We start from the raw sequence: 16490 nt of genomic DNA, 5'->3' as shown, positions 1-16490 counted from the left end.
CGGCATGACCGAGCGCTTGCGTGAGGTCTGGCCAGCTCAGTCCGTCACGGATCGTGGCGGCTCCGACCGGAGGGAGGAGCCGGCATGATCCGGGTGCTGCTGGTCGACGACCAGGCGCTGATGCGGGCCGGATTCCGGGCGCTGCTCGACGCGGAGGACGACCTGGAGGTCGTCGGCGAGGCCGCGGACGGCGCCGCGGCCGTCGAGCTGTCCCGACGCCTGCGGCCGGACGTGGTGCTGATGGACGTGCAGATGCCGGGACTCGACGGCATCGAGGCCACCCGGCGGATCGCCGCCGCTCCCGACCTCGCCGCGGTCCGCGTCCTGATCCTCACCAACTACGGGCTCGACTCGTACGTCTTCGCCGCGCTCCGCGCGGGCGCCAGCGGGTTCCTCCTCAAGGACGCCGACCCCGCCGACCTGTTGCAGGCCATCGACGTCGTGGCGCGCGGCGACGCGCTGCTCGCCCCGGCGGTCACGCGTACCCTCATCAGCGAGTTCGTCGCCGGCCCACCGCCGGCCGACCCGGCGGCCGGGCGCGACGTGCTGACCGCCCGGGAGCAGGAGATCGTCGAGCTGGTCGCCCGGGGGCTGAGCAACGACGAGATCGCCGAGCGCATGGTGATCAGTCCGTTGACCGCCAAGACCCACGTCAACCGGGCGATGACCAAGCTGCACTGCCGCGACCGTGCCCAGCTGGTCGTCTGGGCGTACGAGTCGGGGCTGATCACGCCCCGCCGCCGGTGACGCGACCCGTGGGGGCGACAGTGCGCGTCAGCATGGCGACCGGCGCCGGTAGGGCCGGCCGACCGAACGAGGACTTCGTCGGCGCCGTCCCCGGCGCTGTCGTGCTGCTGGACGGTGCCGGCATCCCGGGCACCGAGTCGATCTGCCGCCACGGGGTCGCCTGGTACACCCACCGCCTCGGCGGCGCGCTGCTCGGCCGGCTGTCGCGGGACGACGGGGGGACTCTCACGACGATCCTCGCCGCGGCGATCGCCGAGACGGCCGAGGATCACCGGCACACCTGCGACCTCTCCGACCCGAGCAGCCCGCAGGCGACCGTGGCGATCGTCCGCGCCCACCGGGGCCGGCTGGACCATCTGCTGCTCGCGGACACCTTCCTCGTCCTCGACCCGGTCCGTGGGGGCCCGCAGGTCCTCACCGACGAGCGCGAGGTAACCGCCAGGCGCGTCTGCGCGGCGCCCCTGGACGGCGTTCCGGGCGGAACACCGGAGTACGACCGCATCCTCGACTGCTGCCGGCAGGCGCTGCGGGCCCGCCGGAACCAGCCGGGCGGCTACTGGATCGCCAAGGACGATCCCCGCGCGGCCGAGGAGGCGGTGACCGGCAGCCGGCCCCTCGCCGAGCTGGCCGGTGTGGCCCTGCTCAGCAACGGCGCCAGCCGCATCGTCAGCCCGTACCGCCTGACGGACTGGCCCGGCGTACTGGAACTGCTCCGCGTCGGCGGGCCGGCCGAGGTCGTCCGCCGGGTCCGCCGGGCCGAGGCCCGGGCCGCCGCCGGCCCCGATGCGCCGGACGACGCCACGGTCGCGTACTGCACCCACCTGCCGGGCTCCGGCGCGGGGGAACTCCTGCCGCCGGCTTGAGCGTCCGGGCCGCCGGTGCACGGTCGCGCGGTGTGCGCGGTGTGCGCGGCGTCGGGGCTGCCGCCGCCCGCGGGCCCGGATGACCGGTCGACACGGGCCACTCCGCTACGGCGCCTGCTGGGCGCCGACGGCCCGGCCCAGGCGGGTGACCGCCTCGGTGAGCACCGCGGGTGAGGTGGCGAAGTTGAGCCGGACGAACCCGGTGCCGCCGGTGCCGAAGACGTGCCCGGAACTGAGCGCGACCCGGGCCCGGTCGAGGAACATCCGCGCCGGCCCGGCGAGGTCGCTGGCCACCCCGGGTTCGCCGGCCGGCCGCTCGGTGGCGATGCCCAGGCCGGTGCAGTCGAGCCAGGCGAGGTAGGTGCCCTCGGGGCGGCGGTAGCCGACGGACGGCAGGTGCTTCGCCAGCAGCGTCTCCAGCAGCGTCCGGTTGGCGTCGAGGCCGTCCAGCAGGAGGTCGAGCCACCGGCCGCCGTCGCGGAACGCGGCGGTGTGCGCGAGGATGCCGAGGTGGCTGGGGCCGTGGCCGACCTCCTCCGGCATCCGGTCCAGGTCGGCGGCGGCCCGCGGCCCGGCGACCGCGAGCGCCGCCTTGAGGCCGGCGAGGTTCCACGCCTTCGAGGCGGAGGTCAGGGCGAACGCGTTCTCGGCGCCGGCCACCGTGAGGTACGGGGTGAACCGCGCCCCGGACAGCACCAGCGGAGCGTGGATCTCGTCGGAGATCACCCGTACGCCGTGCCGGTCGGCCAGGTCGGCGACGGCTTCGAGTTCGTCCCGGCGGTGCACCACGCCGGTCGGGTTGTGCGGGTTGCACAGCAGGAACGCCGGCCGGCGACCGTACGTCCGCGCGCGGCGGAACGCCTCGTCGAGGGCGGCGAGGTCCAGCCGCAGGTCCGGTCCGAGCGGGGCCTCGATCACCCGCCGGTCGGCGTGGCCGACGAACGCGTAGAAGGGCGGGTAGACGGGGGAGCAGACCACCACCGCGTCGCCCGGGCCGGTGACCAGCCGGAACACCTCGACGATGCCCATCATCACGTCCGGGACGACAGTGGTGCGGTCGACCCGGAAGTCGTGCCAGCCCCAGCGCTCGGCGGCGAACTCGCCGAGCGCCTCGGCGTACCCGGTCCCGTGCGGGTAGCCGGTGTCGCCGAGGTCGATCGCCCTGCGCAGCGCGTCCGCCACCACGGGAGCGAGCGGCACGTCCATCTCGGCCACCCAGAGCGGAAGGACGTCCGGCGGGTGCATGCGCCATTTCACGCTGGTGCGCTGCCGGAGTTCCGCCAGCGTCAGCACGGTGAGCGGATTCTGCGCCGGGGCGCCGTCGAGGGGGCTTGCCATGCCGCCCACCCTAGGCCCTGTGCCGACCGCCGGTGCCGGACGCTACCAGCGGTTGCGCGCCTCCTCGGCCCAGCCGACCAGGCCGGCCAGGTCGACCCGCTCGCCGTCGTCGGTCGCCGCCCAGCCGCTGAAGTGCCCGAAGCACTGGTGCGTCTCGTTGGCGAGCACTCCGAGGTTGGTCCGGGCGATCTTCTCGTGGAACGGGTGGAACTCCACCGCCACCCGCTCGCCGCTGATCCGCCACGGCCGCAGCCAGTCGGTGCGGTCGTACTCCCAGCGCAGCTCGTCGCCGATCTTGTGCAGCCGGCCGTCGACGAAGAGGCCGTTCTCGGTCGAGCCGGTGCCGTCGGTCCACTTGCCGCCGAGCTGGATCGCCCGCCCCGGGGCGCTGCCGGCGGCCCAGTTCCACCGGATCGCGTACGGCCACCGGCCGCGGCCGTGGTCGAGCACGGCGAAGGAGTCCGCCTCGGCGACCGGATGGTCCACCCCGTCCACCCGCAGCGTGCCGCGTACCGGGCGGCCGACGTCCTTGACGGTGTACTGGAACCGGCGGGTGCTCCAGGGCACCACCACGGCGAGCGACTCGTGCCCCGGCGGCAGCGGCACCACCAGATCGACCTCCAGACCGGGGGCGGTGGCGCGGAGCGTGGTGCCCGACGCCTCCTGGTCGATGTCGACGGAGAGCCCTCCGCCGCCGGCCCGTACCGCGCCCGCCCCGCTGACCGGCGGGAAGTGCGTGCCCCGGGCAAAGGGGACCACCGCGTTCCGGTCGATCTCGACCTTGGTGGCCCGGTCGAGCACGTAGAGGCCGTGCACGCCGGCGTAGTCCAGCGACGAGGCGACCAGGCCGACGATGTGGCTCGGGGTGACGATGCCCCAGTACTCCCAGCGCTTGGTGCGGCCCCAGCCACGCAGGTTCGCCCGGTGCACCGGGCGGCGGCTCCAGCCCACCGCGGCGGGATTGAGCCGTCCGTTCGGCAGGCACAGGTCGACCGGCTCGGTGATCTCCCTTTCGTGCGTCACGACGGCGAGGGTATCCGGCTGGCCGGGCCCTCCCGTTCCTTCCGCTCGGCGTGGGGAGGTGGTCAGGCGTGATATGACTGCTTCAGCTGGTACAAGTCCGGCAGAACAGGCGAGCCTATGACGACCGGCAGGGTGGGCGGGCTGTTGCGCGGGCATGGGGATCCCCGGGCCACCTACCTGGAACTCTTCTTCGATCTGGCGTTCGTCTTCGCCCTCGCGCAACTGTCGTACGCGCTGCTGACGGACCTCTCCTTCAGCGGTGCCCTCCACACACTGGTGCTGCTGCTGGCCACGTGGTGGGTCTGGTTCACCACGGCCTGGGTCACCGAGTTGTTCGACCCGCAGCGGCCGGAGATCCAGGCGCTGGCCATCGCGATCATGATCGGCGTCCTGGCGATGGCGGTCGCGCTGCCGGACGCGTTCGGCGGGCAGGGTCTGGTCTTCGCGGGCGCGTACGTGGCCATCCACATCGGCCGCGAGCTCTTCCTCGTGGTCGTGCTGCGGGGTCACGAGCTGCGGCGTACGGCCCTGCGCGGGCTGTTCTGGTTCGGCGTGTCCGCGCTGCCGTGGCTCGCGGGGGCACTGGCGCCCGGTACGGCACGGGGGATCCTGTGGACGTCGGCGGTGGGCCTGGACTACGCCGCGTACGCCCTTCGCCATCCCACCCCCGGAATCGGCCGCACGCCCATCGCGCAGCTCCCGAGCGTGGCCGAGCACCTGGCCGAACGGTACCGGCAGTTCTTCATCATCGCGCTCGGCGAGTTGATCCTGGTGACCGGACTGACGCTGCGCGGCACCGGCTTCACCGCCTACGGCACCGTCGCCTTCCTCGTGTCGATCACCACCACCGTGCTGCTGTGGCGGATCTACATCCACCGCGCGGGGGAGCTGCTCTCCGCCGCCATCGACGCGGCCCCGGACCGTGCCCGCCTCGCCCGGTCGGTGTCGTACACCCACCTGGCCATGGTGGCCGGCACCGTGTTCACCGCGGTCGGCGCGGAACTCGTCATCGCCCACCCACTCGGACACGGCGAGCCGGCCTGGGTCGCCGTGCTGCTCGGCGGTCCCGCGCTGTTCCTCGCCGGGCGGGCCGCCTTCGAGTACACCGTCTTCGCCCGCCTGTCCCGCGGGCGGTTGATCGGGCTGCTCGCGGCGGTCGCGCTGATCCCGGCGATGCGCCACCTGCCGCCGTTGCCGTCCGCCGTCGCGGCCACCGTCGTACTCGCCGGCGTGGCCGTCGCCGACGTGGCCCGCGCCCGGGGCCGCCCACCAGAGGTGCCGTCGCCACCAACCTGACCGCGACCACCGGCGGCGGTGGGAAGGGGCGGGCCAGCGGCGTGCCCGACCCGGCAGACCGGACGGCGGACCCGCTAGTCGGCCCGCGGCGGCCCTGGCTCCGTCCGCGTGCGCAGGCGCTCGACGAGCTCCCGCACCGCCTCGACGAAGCGCTGGTCGGACTCGCAGGCCCGGTGTCCCTGGATCGGCGGTGGGACGCTGTCACCCGGTGGCGTCACCACGTCGGCGGGATCCCGGAGCCGGCGGTCCACGGTCGCCGCCGGGCCGACGAGGGCCGGCGCGGCGGGCCGGTGCGCGGAGAAGATCCAGCCGCCGATCGGGTCGGTGTCGCGCCACAGGTTCACCCACCGCCAGCCGACCCGGGCGCCGACCTCGTGCAGCACGTCATCGTCGATGTAGGCGGGGAAGATCCGACCGTGGATCCGGCGCAGCGGTGACGCGTGGGTGAGCAGGGCGACCCGGCTGCTGACCCGGGGCGGCAGCTGGAGCACCGTCGCGGCGGCCAGCACCGAACCGTAGCTGTGCCCGGTGAGCAGCACCGCGTTGCCGCGTCCGACCAGGTACGTGATCCGCCGGGTCAGCTCCGGCACGGCGCGTTCGGCGTAGCAGGGCGGCGCGAACGGGTGGGCGGCCCGCGGCCAGAACGTGCCCAGGTCCCACAGGACGCCGATGTGGCGCCGGAATTCGACGGTCCGGTAGGCGAAGATGCCGCCGACCACCAGGGCCAGGATGATCGCCGCGATCACCCAGCTCCCGAACGCGATGGCGAAGGTGATCAGGTCGGCCGGCACCCCCACGTAGCGCTCCAGGGCGCCGGCCGGATACAGCTCCAGCAGACCCATGGTGGTGGTGGCCGTGCCGAGCCCGGCGAGGCAGGCGTAGACCACGGCCAGCGGGATCAGCAGTTCGGTGAACCGGGCCTGGGCCACCGCCGCGCGTACCTGGTGCAGGCGCGGCGCTGCCTCCGCCGGCGGGTCCGGGTAGTCGTGCGCGACGATCGCCGTCGCGGCGCGGTGGCGGCCGCGCCGCGAGATCAGCACCACCAGGGCCGCGACCACCAGCGTGACCAGTACCGCCCGGAACAGACCGTAGATCGCCCAGGTGTACGCCCGCGGCGGGCCGCTGGCGATGCCCGCCCCGGTCGGCGCGTCGCGGTCCAGGAAGTCCGCAACCCGGTAGACCAGCTCGGCGGAGTACGCCACCGCCAGGCTGATCGCCGTGGCTCCGACCGCCAGCGCCCCCAGCCCGTACAGCGGCGTGCCCGCCGGCTGGCGTACCCGGCCCCGGAGCAGCACGGCGCCGAGCGCGGACAGCAGGGTCGTCTGGGTGACGAACAGGGCGGTGAGGATCGAGTCGTAGCCCGGTAGGACACCCCCCGCGGGCCAGCGCGCCGGGCTGGCCAGGACGTGGGCCGTCACCACGACGGTGAGGACGAGGGCGATCGTCCGCAAGGTGCGGGTGACCCGGTCCAACCGCCGGTCCGTGGCGGCCCGGTCGATCAGCGGGGGCGTGCAGAGCAGGACCGCGCACGCGGCCAGGACCGTCCCGGCGGCGACCGTCAGCGCGACCGTGCCGGCCGACGCCCCGGCCGAGACCCGGGCGGCGAGCAGGGTGACGTCCAGTGTCGCGAACGCCGCCGCGACGTGGATGGAGCGCAGCCGGCCCACCAGCGGCTCGGCGTCCCACTGGCCGACCGCGCTGAGCCGGTGCCGGGAGACCTGCGGCTCGGGTGCGCGGAACGCCTCAAACACCCGCCCCGGGCGGGTACTGGCCCGCCAGAGCAGGCCGATCGCGGCGACCGGAACCAGCGTGAGCACCGCCAGTCGCAGCCCGACCGGACGCCCACCCAACCAGGACAGCCAACCGCGCCCGGCCACGCAGGGCGCCGAGGCCAGGCACTTCCACCCGATCAGGTCCAGCGCGACGCCGGCGGCGGCCAGCACGTACAGCGCGGTGAGGGTGAGCGCCAGCAGCCGGCACAGCGACCGGACCACCGCGTCCGAGCCCGGATGCGCCGGACGCATCCAGATCGCCACGTTGACCAGCATGAACGGCAGCAGAAACACCAGCGACAGGGAGCGCGCCATGGTCCCCGAGGGCAGATCACCCCAGCGGTACGCCTCCAGCGTCACCGGCCAACCGTCGTCGCTGCCCGAACACCGGCGAATCCGGTAGAAGCCCCCGCTGCGGTCGCCCGCGACCTGCGCGATCCGCGGCAGGTCCAGCACCTCGCCGGCGCTGGCGCTGGCGGCCCCGTGCACCCGCAACTCCACCACGTCGTCGGGCGTCCCCGCCCCGCCCCACCGCGCTGACCCGTCCGACATCGGCCCCCCGCGCCGTCCCGGCGGTCACGAACCGGGCGAACCCGGCCGGGGACCGCCCCGCCAGTCGCGGCGGTCTACCCCACCCGGCCGGGCTCAACCGTCGGACACCGGGACGGCTGCCGCCCGGCCGGTGGCCGGGGGAGCGGGCCCGCCCGACGTCCGCCGCCCGGCGGGCTACCGCAGGTGCGCCTCGATGGCCTCGATGACGCGCGGACGGAGTTCGGCCGCCCGGATGACCGCGTCGACGGAGCCGACCTCGACCGCGCGCTGGATGCTGTGCACCCGGTCGAACTCGGTGGCCACCTCGCCGAGCTTCTCCGCCCGCACCGACGCCCGGAGCTCGTCGAGCTCGGCGGTCAGCGCGGCCCGGTCGGCCCCGATGGCGGCCGCGGCGCGGGCCTCCAGGTCCCGCACCCGCGGGTCGGCCGCGGTACGGGCGTCGACGTCGCCGGAGAACACCACAGCGGCGGCGGGCGCGCCGCCGAGCACCGACGCGAACGAGCCCTCCAGGGCCAGCACGGTCATGTTCGGGTTCAGCGCCTTCGAGAACACCACAAACGCCCCGCCGTGGTACCGCGAGATCACGCAGAACACGATGGGCCCGCGGAAGTTCACGATCGCGCGACCGATCTCGGCGCCGTACTCCAGTTGCAGCTTGCGCATCGACTCCGGCGAGCCGTCGAAGCCCGACAGGTTCGCCAGCACCACCAGCGGCCGGTTGCCGCTGGCCGCGTTGATCGCCCGAGCGGCCTTCTTCGACGAGCGCGGAAACAGCGTGCCGGCGGTGTAGGTGTCCGGGCCGTCGGTGGGCGGGAAGCCCCGCCGGGGCACCGACCGCGACTCGATGCCGAGCAGGCACACCGGGATGCCGCCGAGGTGCACGTCCTGCACCACCGCGGTCTCCGCGTCGGCCATGCCGGCCCAGCGTTCCAGCACCGGGTGGTCCTGGTCGGCGAGCGCCCGCATCACGGTCCGGATGTCGAACGGCTTCTTGCGGTCCGGGTTGGCGGTGGCGGAGAAGATCTCGCCGACGGTGGTGAAGTCACTGCCGGCCACGGCATGCGGGAAGTCGGAGATGTCCCGGTCGGTGGGGTCGGTGGTGGTCGCCCGCCGCGGCGCGTCCTCGCCGGGCGCGACGTACGTGTGGTCGTAGTGCGCCATCAGCACGTCCCGCGCGGCGGGCAGGCTCGGCGCCCAGTACTGCGCCTGCCCGTTGGGGCCCATCACCCGGTCGTAGCCGCCGATGCCGAAGTTGTCCTCGGCCGAGACGCCACCGGAGAAGTCCAGCGACTGCTTGCCGGTGAGCACCATCGCCGAGTCCGGCGTCATCACCAGGATGCCCCTGGTGTGCATGAGCATCGTCGCCTCGGCGTTCCAGTACGGCTGCGCGCCGACGTTGATGCCCGCGACCACGATGTTGATCTCGCCGCCGTCCTGGGTGAACTCGACGATCCGCTTGAGCGCCGCGGCCACCCAGTCCATGTTCTCCGTGCCGGACGTCATCGAGATCCGGGCGCCGGCGGAGAGCGCGTACCACTCCAGCGGCACCCGCATCCGCTCGGCCAGGTCCAGCGCGGCGATCACCCGGCGGCACTCCGGCTCCGAGAGCGCGCCCAGCGACTTCGTCGGGTCGCCGAGCAGCACGACGCGGGTGACGCCCTGCGGGTGCCGCGGGGTCGGCGTGGTGACCACGCCGGCGACGATCGCCGCCGTGTTGCGCCCCCGGGGCCGGTCGACCGGCACCAGCGCGTGGTGGTCGTCGAGGTCGTGCTCGACGAAGTCGCCGAGCAGGCTGGTCAGCTCGTACGGGTACACCGTGTTGCGGCTGGCCGCCCGCAGCACCTTCAGCCGGTAGTCGTCGATCGGCTCGATCGGCTCGACCGGCGGCTCGCCGATGGTCAGCGAGGCGCCGCCGGTGGCGTCGAAGGAGATCCGTACGGCGACCTTGGTCAGCTCGCCGGTCGTCCGGTCGCGCTGGCGCGCGACGAACAGGATCTCCTCCAGGCCGGCGCCCGCGGTCGTCGGGCGCACCCGCCCGGCGATCATCTCCATCTCCTCGCGGGTGAGCTCGCTCGGCGGCCAGACGTAGATCACGATCCGGTTCGTGTTGAACCGCGTCTTCGACGACCGTCGCGACTGCGCGCGGCGGATCGAGTCGAGGCAGGCGGCGACGGTGTCCTCGGTCGTCGGCAGCGCGACCAGCCGGCCGTCGTGCTCGCGCAGCTCGGTCAGGTCGCGCACCTGCGCGAACGCGATGAGCCGCTCGTCGGACGGGTTCTCCCGCGCCACGCACCGGAAGAGGTAGACCTCCTCGTCCGCGGACGGCAGCCGGGTCAGGTCGAACTTGTGCAGCCGCTCCAGCTGCATCCGCTGGGCGATGTACGGGTGCAGGCCGCGGATCAGCCGCTCCTCGGCCATCCCGGCGGCCGACGGGCGGAACGTGAAGTGGTGGTGCATCACCGCCCCGTCCCGGCCCGCGACGGTGGTGGTGAGCCGGCGGACCCGCGGCGGCAGCGGGTGCGCGTTGATGACCTCGAGCAGCGCGGCCACCGTCGCGTCGAAGTCCTCGGGCTGGCTCTCCCAGGCGAGGTAGATGTCGGCGTCCACGGCGTCCCTGCCGTCGGCCAACTCGGCGAGCCCGCGCAGCGCGCCGCCGAGCGCGTCGAAGCGCACCGCGGCGGAGACCACGCACGAGTCGGCGCGCTCGGCGACCACGAACGTGCAGCCGGCGACCCGATGGGTGTCGACGCTGGTCAGCCCCTTGTTGCCGTAGTAGCGCCGGGTCAGCACCTCGAGCATCACCGCGTTGTCGAGGTGGTCGCGTACCAGTCGCTGGCCGAGCAGCCGCACCAGCGGCTCGGTGCTGCGGACCATCTCGGCGACCCGCTCGGCGCGGTCCGGCGTGTCCGGGTGCGCGTCCAGGTGCCGCAGGTGCCCGCGGACCTGGGCGTAGACGCGGGCCCGGTTGCGGCGCAGCAGCGGCTGGGCGAACCAGGCGAACACCACGCCGCGGGCCAGGTCGGCGACCACGGGGAAACGGACCTGCGTGGCGGCGACCAGCCGCTCCAGCGCGAGGCCCGCCGGCTCGCGCAGCGTCTCGTCCGGCGGCGACTCCCGCAACCACGCCCGCAGCAGCGCCGCGACGACCGTGGCGTCGGCGGACGCGCGCTGCTGGGCGAGGAAGATCCGGAACACGGCGGCTTCCAGCTCGGGGGAGCGCTCCAGGTCGGTGACACCGTAGTGCCCGAGCGCCTTGGCGAGCCTGGACTGGAAGGAACTCGGCAGTCCGGCCCGCTCGACGTCGAGGCTCTGCAGGTAGGTGTGGAAGTACTCGCGGGCGCTGTGCACGTGGGCCTCCCCGCCGCCGTCCTCGCCCGTGGACCGGTTGCGGCTCAGCTCGGCGAGGTCGACGAAGGCGGCGACGAGGTCGAGTTCCTCGGCCAGCGGGCGGTGGCCGTCCGCCATCTCCGCCTGTCGGGCGGCGAGGTAGTCGTCGAGCACCCGACGGTCGTCGTGCGGGTCGACGTCGAAGCCGAGCAGCAGCCCGCGCAGGTCCTCCCGGCCCCGGGCGGCACGCTGCCGCGCCGGCACCGCACCGTTCGCGACGGGCAGGTCCAGTTCGACGGACGCGACGGCCGGGGTGTCCGGGGCCTCGTCGGCCGCCTCGGCCAGCGGCTCCAGCCGCAGCAGCGGCGCGCCGGCCTCCACCTGGCTGCCCACGGAGACGGCGCACTCCTTCAGCCGCGCCTTGAACGGCGCCCGCAGCACCGTCTCCATCTTCATGGCCTCGAGCACGAGCACCGGCGCGCCCGCCTCGACCTCGGTGCCGACCTCCAGCGGGGTGGCGACGACCAGCGCCGGCATGGGCGAGCGGAGCACACCGCCCTCGTCCCGGCTGACCCGGTGCGTCACGCCGTCCACCTCGACCAGGTGGATCGGCCCGTGCGTCCCGGTGAGCAGGCGGTACCGGGCGCCGTTGACCGCGATCTGACCGGTGTGCCGGTCGAAGCGGTCGAGCTCGACGTCGGCGGTGCGGACGGTCCCGCCCACCTCGATGCCGACCCGGAACCGGTGCGCGCCGACCCGCGCCACGCGCATCCGGTAGCCGACACCTCGCAGCTTGAGGTCGAGCGGTGGGCCACTGGCGTGCCGCACCTGCGGGCGCCCGCCGGACGCCGTCGACAGCAGGCGCTGCCGCTCGACGCGTTCCTCCTCCTCGTACGCCTCGATGGCGGCGGCCGCCAGCGCGACGGCGGAGTGCCGGTGCGCGACGAGCCGGCCGGCGCCGCGGACCCGGTCGATCCAGCCGGTGTCCGCGCTCGCGTCGATGACCTCGGGCTGGTCGAGCAGGTCGAGCACGAAGCTCTTGTTCGTCGCGCCACCCTCGATGATCACCGTGGTGTTCGCCATCGCCCGGCGCAGTCGGCCGAGCGCCTCGTCGCGGTCGCGGCCGTAGGCGATGATCTTCGCGATCATCGAGTCGAAGTCGGCGGGGATGGTGTCGCCCTCGCTGACGCCGGTGTCCACCCGGATGCCCGGCCCGGCGGGCAGGTCCAGCCGGGCGATCCGGCCCGGCGAGGGGGCGAAGTCACGGTCCGGGTCCTCGGCGTTCAGCCGGGCCTCGATGGCGTGCCCGCGCTCCGCCGGCGGCTCGCCCACCAGCCGTCCGCCCGCGGCCACCTGCAGCTGCGCCTTGACCAGGTCGAACCCGGTGGTCGCCTCGGTGATCGGGTGCTCGACCTGGAGCCGGGTGTTGACCTCGAGGAACGCGAACAGCCGGTCGCCCGGGTGGTAGAGGAACTCGACGGTCGCCGCGCCCCGGTAGCCGACCGCGACGGCCAGCCGCTCGGCCGACGCCTTGAGCTCGGCGGCCTGCGCCGGGCTGAGCACCGGCGACGCCGACTCCTCGATGACCTTCTGATTGCGCCGCTGCACCGAGCAGTCGCGGACCCCGAGCGCCCACGCCGTGCCCTGGCCGTCCGCGATGACCTGCACCTCGACGTGCCGGGCGCCGGTGACCAGGCGCTCCAGGAACACGACGCCGCTGCCGAACGCCCGCGCCGCCTCCTGGCTGGTGCGCTCGTACGCGTCGGCCAGCTCGGCGGAGTTGCTGACCACGCGGATGCCACGCCCGCCGCCGCCGGCGGTCGCCTTGAGCATCAGCGGGTAGCCGATCTCGTCGGCCGCCGCCAGCGCGGCGTCCAGGGTCTCGACCGCGCCGCGGCTCCACGGCGCGACCGGCACGCCGACCTCCTCGGCGATCAGCTTCGCGCCGATCTTGTCACCGAGCCTGCGCATCGCATCCGGGCTGGGCCCGACGAAGGTGACCCCTACCTTCTCGCACAGCTCCGCGAACGCCGGGTCCTCCGCGACGAAGCCCCAGCCGACCCACGCGGCGTCGGCCCCGGTCTCCACCAGCGCGCGCTCCAGCACCTTCAGGTCCAGGTAGGGGCGGGTGGACGCGGGACCGAGGTCGTAGGCGATGTCGGCCTCCCGCACGAACGTGGCGGTGCGGTCGACGTCGGTGTACAGGGCGACCGTCTCGATCCGGTCCCCGGTCTCCGCGGCCAGCTCCCGGACGGCGTGGATGAGCCGCATCGCGGCCTCACCACGGTTGACGATGGCGACACGGCTGAACACCCGACCGACCCCTCCGGTAGACCCACGATGTACGCGCCGCGAGACCCCGGCCCCCGGCACTGGTCACCTTTCCGCCTGCCGGCGGGCCGCGCCATGTCGTAACCACCGAACCCTGCGCGGCGCCGTTTGTAGGAACCGAACAAAACTTTTTGGCGCCCACACTTCGGGCTCGTACTGGTGCTAATGGCGACGACCAGCGTGCGCCGCCGGCGGGGCGGCATCGGCTGGCGGGGCGGGCTGTGCGAGCGGCCGTCCCGCTCGGTCGAGCCGGGGCGGCCCGCGGCCCAATCGCCTGACTCGCGGCCGATATCTATTGACTTTCGATAGGTAGCACGTGATAGTCGATGCATGATCGCAGTGCAGGGTGGCGTCACCGCAGTGGTCCCGCGGGCCTCGCGGGGAGGCCGCCGATGATCGAGGTTCGTGGGCTCACGAAGCGCTACGGCGACGTCCTGGCCGTCGACGACCTGAGCTTCGTGGTCGAGCCGGGAAGGGTCACCGGGTTCCTCGGCCCGAACGGTGCGGGGAAGTCCACCACGATGCGGATGGTGCTCGGCCTCGACCGACCCACCTCCGGAGAGGCCCGCGTGAACGGCCGGGTGTTCGCGACCCTCGGCGAACCGCTGCGGGAGGTCGGTGCGCTCCTCGACCCCGGCGCCGTGCACCCCGGTCGTACCGGGCGCAACCATCTCCGGGTGGCCGCGCGGGCGAACGGCATCCCGGAGCGCCGGGTGGCGGAGGTGATCGAGCAGGTCGGCCTCGGTGGCGCGGCCCGCCGGCGGATCAAGGGCTACTCGCTGGGCATGCGTCAGCGACTCGGGATCGCCGCGGCGCTCCTCGCCGACCCCCGCGTGCTGCTGTTCGACGAGCCGATGAACGGGTTGGACCTGGACGGCATCCGCTGGGTCCGCGGGCTGCTCCGCGAGCTCGCCGACCAGCAGCGCACCGTGCTGGTCTCCAGCCACCTGTTGAGCGAGATGCAGCAGACCGCCGACCGCCTGATCGTCATCGGCCGCGGTCGCCTGATCGCCGACGCGACCACCGAGGACATCCTGCGCGGCCTGGGACAACACCAGGTACGCGTCCGCAGCACGCAGTCGGACGCGCTGCTCGCCCGGCTCCGCGAACGCGGCCTCACCGCCCACCGGGTCGACCCGGACGAGCTACGGGTCGAGGGCGGCACCGCGGTGGAGATCGGCAAGCTCGCCAACTCCTGCCACATCCCGCTGCACCACCTCGCCGAGGTCCAGCAGTCCCTCGAACACGCCTACCTCGAACTCACCGGCAACCACGTCGAGTACCACGGCCGCCAGCCGACGGCGGCCACGGAGGGGGAGCGGTGACCGCTTCGTCGACCATTCCCGTCCGGCGCGGTGCGGCCGCCGAGCCCGCCACCGGACGCCTGTTCGCGCGTACCTGCGCCGCCGAGTGGACCCGGCTGTGGACGGTCAAGGCCACCTGGTGGTTCCTGGCCGCGGCCGCCGCCCCGATGGTCGGGATCGCCACCATCGCCGGCTTGGAGGCCGCCGCGAGCCCCGATCCGCCGCAGGGGGATCCCGCCTGGACCATTTCGGCGATCACCGCCATGCCGGCCCAGTTCGCCCTGCTCGCGCTCACCCTGACCGCTGTCACGTCGGAGTACGCCACCGGCGGGATCGTGCCGACCCTGCAGTGGACGCCCCGCCGTGGCGTCCTCTTCCTCGCCCGCACCGTCGTCACGGCCGGCGCGGCCACCGGGGCCGGGGTGCTGCTGGGGCTCGCCGCCGCCCTGGCCGCCTTCGCCGCCGCCCGGCCCGTACTCCGCCTGCCGGTCGGTGACGGCGTCGAGGTGCTCGCCACCGTCGCCTTCGTCCTCGCGGCCGGCACCGTCCTCGCCGTCGGGCTCGGCTTCCTGCTGCGCAACACGGCCGGCGCCCTGGTCGCGGTGTTCCTGCTGATGCTGGTGCTGCCGCTGCTGCTGCCGCAGTTCGGCTACCAGTGGATGTCCGCGCTGGCCGACGTCCTGCCCGGGAGGGGCGCGGCGTTCCTCCTGCTCCGCGGGGTGCCGGGGATGACGACGACGTCCTCGGTGCTCGTCCTGCTGGCCTGGGCCGCCGGCGTGCTGCTGCTCGGTTGGCTGCGGCTGATGCGCGACGACGCGAACCGATGACCGTGGACGTGCTGGTGGTCGGGGCCGGGCTGGCCGGGCTGCACACGGCCACCCTGCTCGCCCGCAGCGGCCACGAGGTGCTGCTCGTCGAACGGCGATCCACGCTCACCGGCGCGATCCGTACGACCGGGATCTTCGTCCGGCGTACGCTCGACGACTTCGCGCTGCCGCCCGGGTGCCTCGGGCCACCCATCCGGCGCGTGGTGCTCTACCCGCCGGGGCTGCGTCGGCCGGTGACCCTGGTCAGTGCCCGCGACGAGTACCGGGTGGCCGACATGGCCGCGCTGTACGTGGCGGCGGCCCGCGCCGCCGCTGACGCCGGCGTGCGGATCGTGCTCGGTACCCGGTACGCCGGACGGCGGGGCGACTCCGTTCTGCTGGTCGGTCCGGACGGTCCGACCCGGGTCCGGGCGCGGTTCGTCGTCGGTGCCGACGGTGCCCGCTCCCGGGTGGCCCGGGACCTCGCCCTGGACCGCAACCACCACCTGCTGGTCGGTGCCGAGGAGGTGTTCGCGATCCCCGCCGGCGCCGAGCCACCGGCATTCCACTGCGTGCTCGACCCGTCGCTCGCGCCCGGTTATCTGGCCTGGGTGGTCAACGACGGCCGGCACGCCCACGTCGGCGTGGCCGGCTACCCCGACCGCTTCCCGGACGGTCTCCGGCGGGCCCTTCAGCGGTTCCGGGCCGGGGCGCCCGGACTGCCCGGCGTCGACCGCCCCGAGCAGGTCGAGCGGCGCGGCGGCCCGATCCCGGTCGGCGGCGTGCTGCGCCGGATCAGCTGCGCCGACGGGCTGCTGGTGGGGGACGCCGCGGGTGCCGTCTCGCCGCTCACCGCCGGCGGCCTCGACCCGTGCCTGCGGTTGTCCGAACTCGCGGCGGCCATCCTCGACGAGGCCCTGCGTACCGGCCGGCCGGACGTGTTGACCCGCTACGACGGCGCCGCGCTGCGGGCCCGCTTCCGCGGCCGGCTGACGCTGCGCCGGGGCCTGGCCCAGGTGCGTACACCCGCCGTCGCGGCGGCGGCGTTCACGCTGCTGCGGACGCCCCTCGGGCGGGCCGCCGCCGGCCGCATCCTCTTCGGCGACGGCTCCTTTCCCGACCCCTGACTCC

The 16490-nt window shown here is 74.3% G+C and carries 10 protein-coding genes; 6 read left to right on the top strand and 4 right to left on the bottom strand.

Features of this window, described 5'->3' with window-relative positions:
- Positions 1 to 84: 84 nt before the first annotated feature.
- Both FHX32_RS22195 and FHX32_RS22190 read left to right on the top strand, forming a co-directional pair.
- Entirely contained in the window at positions 85 to 747 is a 663-nt protein-coding gene (locus tag FHX32_RS22195) for a response regulator transcription factor (protein ID WP_167186650.1), read from the top strand.
- Between the two features lie 32 nt (positions 748 to 779).
- On the top strand, positions 780 to 1610 hold the full coding sequence (locus tag FHX32_RS22190; RefSeq protein WP_167186647.1) for a hypothetical protein: 831 nt from the start codon (positions 780 to 782) through the stop codon (positions 1608 to 1610).
- Between the two features lie 105 nt (positions 1611 to 1715).
- Here FHX32_RS22190 and FHX32_RS22185 read toward each other — a convergent pair whose 3' ends face one another.
- Both FHX32_RS22185 and FHX32_RS22180 read right to left on the bottom strand, forming a co-directional pair.
- Positions 1716 to 2948: a MalY/PatB family protein gene (locus tag FHX32_RS22185; RefSeq protein ID WP_167186644.1), complete on the bottom strand. Its 1233-nt coding sequence runs from the start codon at positions 2946 to 2948 to the stop codon at positions 1716 to 1718.
- 42 nt (positions 2949 to 2990) lie between these two features.
- Entirely contained in the window at positions 2991 to 3971 is a 981-nt protein-coding gene (locus FHX32_RS22180; RefSeq protein ID WP_167186640.1) for a DUF2804 domain-containing protein, read from the bottom strand.
- Positions 3972 to 4088: 117 nt separating this feature from the next.
- Between FHX32_RS22180 and FHX32_RS22175 the strand changes: the two genes are divergently transcribed.
- The gene (locus FHX32_RS22175) at positions 4089 to 5267 is read left to right on the top strand and encodes a low temperature requirement protein A (RefSeq protein ID WP_167186637.1); all 1179 of its coding nucleotides are present in this window, start codon (positions 4089 to 4091) and stop codon (positions 5265 to 5267) included.
- A 74-nt stretch (positions 5268 to 5341) separates the two neighbouring features.
- On the opposite strand, the gene FHX32_RS22170 is transcribed toward FHX32_RS22175, so the two are convergent.
- Entirely contained in the window at positions 5342 to 7591 is a 2250-nt protein-coding gene (locus FHX32_RS22170; protein ID WP_167186634.1) for a hypothetical protein, read from the bottom strand.
- Positions 7592 to 7765: 174 nt separating this feature from the next.
- A complete protein-coding gene (locus FHX32_RS22165; RefSeq protein ID WP_167186630.1) occupies positions 7766 to 13231 on the bottom strand; it encodes an ATP-binding protein in 5466 nt (1821 codons plus the stop codon).
- 410 nt (positions 13232 to 13641) lie between these two features.
- On the opposite strand from FHX32_RS22165, the gene FHX32_RS22160 reads away from it, so the two are divergent.
- From FHX32_RS22160 to FHX32_RS22150, 3 genes are read left to right on the top strand one after another with little or no spacing between them, the layout of a single operon-like run.
- On the top strand, positions 13642 to 14574 hold the full coding sequence (locus FHX32_RS22160; RefSeq protein WP_167186627.1) for an ABC transporter ATP-binding protein: 933 nt from the start codon (positions 13642 to 13644) through the stop codon (positions 14572 to 14574).
- Positions 14571 to 15380 (top strand): hypothetical protein, encoded by an 810-nt coding sequence (locus tag FHX32_RS22155; RefSeq protein ID WP_167186624.1) that lies wholly within the window; start codon positions 14571 to 14573, stop codon positions 15378 to 15380. Before FHX32_RS22160 ends, FHX32_RS22155 begins: the two co-directional genes overlap by 4 nt.
- Positions 15377 to 16486, top strand: a complete 1110-nt coding sequence (locus tag FHX32_RS22150) for an NAD(P)/FAD-dependent oxidoreductase (RefSeq protein ID WP_167186622.1) — start codon at positions 15377 to 15379, stop codon at positions 16484 to 16486. Before FHX32_RS22155 ends, FHX32_RS22150 begins: the two co-directional genes overlap by 4 nt.
- Positions 16487 to 16490 lie beyond the last annotated feature (4 nt).

This window comes from Micromonospora sp. CNZ280 (assembly GCF_011759515.1).
Note: the sequence above shows the minus strand (reverse complement) of the source record. Positions and strands in the feature narration are given on the sequence as shown.

Bases quoted from the DNA above. Each gene is read 5' to 3' on its own strand.
- FHX32_RS22195 (WP_167186650.1), top strand. From the start codon at position 85: ATGATCCGGGTGCTGCTGGTCGACGACCAGGCGCTGATGCGGGCCGGA.
- FHX32_RS22190 (WP_167186647.1), top strand. From the start codon at position 780: ATGGCGACCGGCGCCGGTAGGGCCGGCCGACCGAACGAGGACTTCGTC.
- FHX32_RS22185 (WP_167186644.1), bottom strand. From the start codon at position 2,948: ATGGCAAGCCCCCTCGACGGCGCCCCGGCGCAGAATCCGCTCACCGTG.
- FHX32_RS22175 (WP_167186637.1), top strand. From the start codon at position 4,089: ATGACGACCGGCAGGGTGGGCGGGCTGTTGCGCGGGCATGGGGATCCC.
- FHX32_RS22170 (WP_167186634.1), bottom strand. From the start codon at position 7,591: ATGTCGGACGGGTCAGCGCGGTGGGGCGGGGCGGGGACGCCCGACGAC.
- FHX32_RS22160 (WP_167186627.1), top strand. From the start codon at position 13,642: ATGATCGAGGTTCGTGGGCTCACGAAGCGCTACGGCGACGTCCTGGCC.
- FHX32_RS22150 (WP_167186622.1), top strand. From the start codon at position 15,377: ATGACCGTGGACGTGCTGGTGGTCGGGGCCGGGCTGGCCGGGCTGCAC.